The organism is Mesorhizobium sp. M2A.F.Ca.ET.037.01.1.1 (genome assembly GCF_003998075.1).
Lineage (GTDB): Bacteria > Pseudomonadota > Alphaproteobacteria > Rhizobiales > Rhizobiaceae > Mesorhizobium.
The window spans coordinates 1-1606 of sequence record NZ_RZSA01001258.1 but is presented as its reverse complement, the minus strand read 5'-3'; the positions used below and the strand labels follow the sequence as shown (position 1 = coordinate 1606).

2 pseudogenes are annotated in these 1606 nt (G+C 61.5%); one reads left to right on the top strand and one right to left on the bottom strand.

Annotated features, from left to right (window positions below):
• Positions 1-366: pseudogene (locus EOA27_RS41705) on the top strand (hypothetical protein); the annotation flags it as partial.
• 369 nt (positions 367-735) lie between these two features.
• On the opposite strand, the pseudogene EOA27_RS35720 reads toward EOA27_RS41705, so the two are convergent.
• A pseudogene (locus EOA27_RS35720) lies at positions 736-1606 on the bottom strand (hypothetical protein); the annotation flags it as partial.

The following is a 1606-nucleotide window of genomic DNA, read 5'->3' as shown; positions in this document are numbered from 1 at the left end:
CCTATCATTGCAGGCGTCTCATTGGGGAAGACGCTCACGAACCTGTCCACGTCATCGCGTATCCGCTGCTTCGAATGGCTCGCCGACAAGCATGTCAGCTGGTTGACGGAAGACGAGGACGATGCCGTTGCCCGGCGACGTCGGCTCGTCCTGGCTGCAGGCGGCCATGACCGGTTGATCGCGCACTTTGCGGATTTCATGGACAAGCATCAAGCATCGCCGAGGTCTGTGCGGTCACCCTCGACCGGCGCTGACCTTGCGGCCCTGCTGGAGGCCTATTCGCGCGCCACTGACGGTGGATCAGAGCGAAGCGTCCCCGTGTTCTTGCGACCCCGAGCGGATAGAATTGTGAAGTTCAGAAGATAACCGGAGTGATTGTCCACCAATCGCACAATTTGCGGGCGCTACGAGTGCAGGAGAGAGCTGGAGCGCGCGGAGAAAACCGGAGTGATTTGCTCAGATCAGCAGCTAAGTCGGATGATTTCTCCGAGGGAGCTGTTTCAGGAATCGACCCTAAGCGGAAGCTCGCTCGCTCCGGGTCAATTCACGGCCATGACCCGAAAGCCACCTCCGCACGTCGAGCCGTGAATGACTGCTTTGCGCCCCCATTTCGGCCATTCAGGCAAACTTTGCCTTCGCCAAAGAAGCGGACTTTGCCGCCGACACCAGCGGCGGCAGCTTTGCGCCCCCATCAAGGTCGTTTAACGCTCGCGCCGAAACTCCAATAGCGGCCGTCTAGGCGCGCCTCCTCTTCTTTTCGTTTTGCCCGCCCTTCTTGTCCGGCTTGGCAGGCGCGCCCGGCTTACTGTCGCCTGAAGGTGTGGGGATGGTGGTCTCGTGTTTTTTGGACCCAGTCTTAAGCAGCTTCCCTTCGGCCGTGGCCGCCTTTCTCGCCTTCTTGGTGGTCTTGGCAGCCTTCCCAGCCTTGGCGTCGATGCCCCGTCGGGTCAAGTCGATGCCAACGACCCGGATGTCCTCGACGCCGGGATAGTCGTTGGAGATTAGCGTCCAGTGACGCTGAAGCTCGTCGATCAGCAGTTCGAAGGTGTCAGCGCGCCTTCCGTTCGGCAAGTCCCAGTACGACTTCGTTCCAAGGTAAACGAGGAGAAAGACCCCGCGGCTAGAGCGGACATCGCGGAGATAGTCCCCGCATAGCTGGATTTCCAGACGCTCGAAGAGATGTGGACCGGTCCACTTGTCGGCGAGCTTAAGCTCGGTCGGCACGGGGGCGTCGAAGCCCACGCCGAAGAACCGCAGATCTGGGCGCTTGGCGTCGGCGAGCTCCTCCTCCTGCGGGACAACGTAGCGACCTGCCGCGCGGTCGCGGCACCATCCGCCAATGAACTTCCTGAACTCGGTCTCCTGATCCACGGCCTGAAGGATCGACGCTATCGAGGAGTCGCCGTTCTCGAGGTCGTGCTTCAGCGCGTCCAGCTTGTCGATGGCGTGATACCAGAGCTCGCGGTGGTTGGCAGGCGTCGCCACCAGCGACTTACCGAACTCCCGCACCTGCGAAGGCGTCCACGCGTCGATGTCAGCGTCGGCGGCCGCCTTGGATTTCGCGTGAAAGCCCATCCAAGGCCTGCTCTCTTGGTCGGGGTGGGCA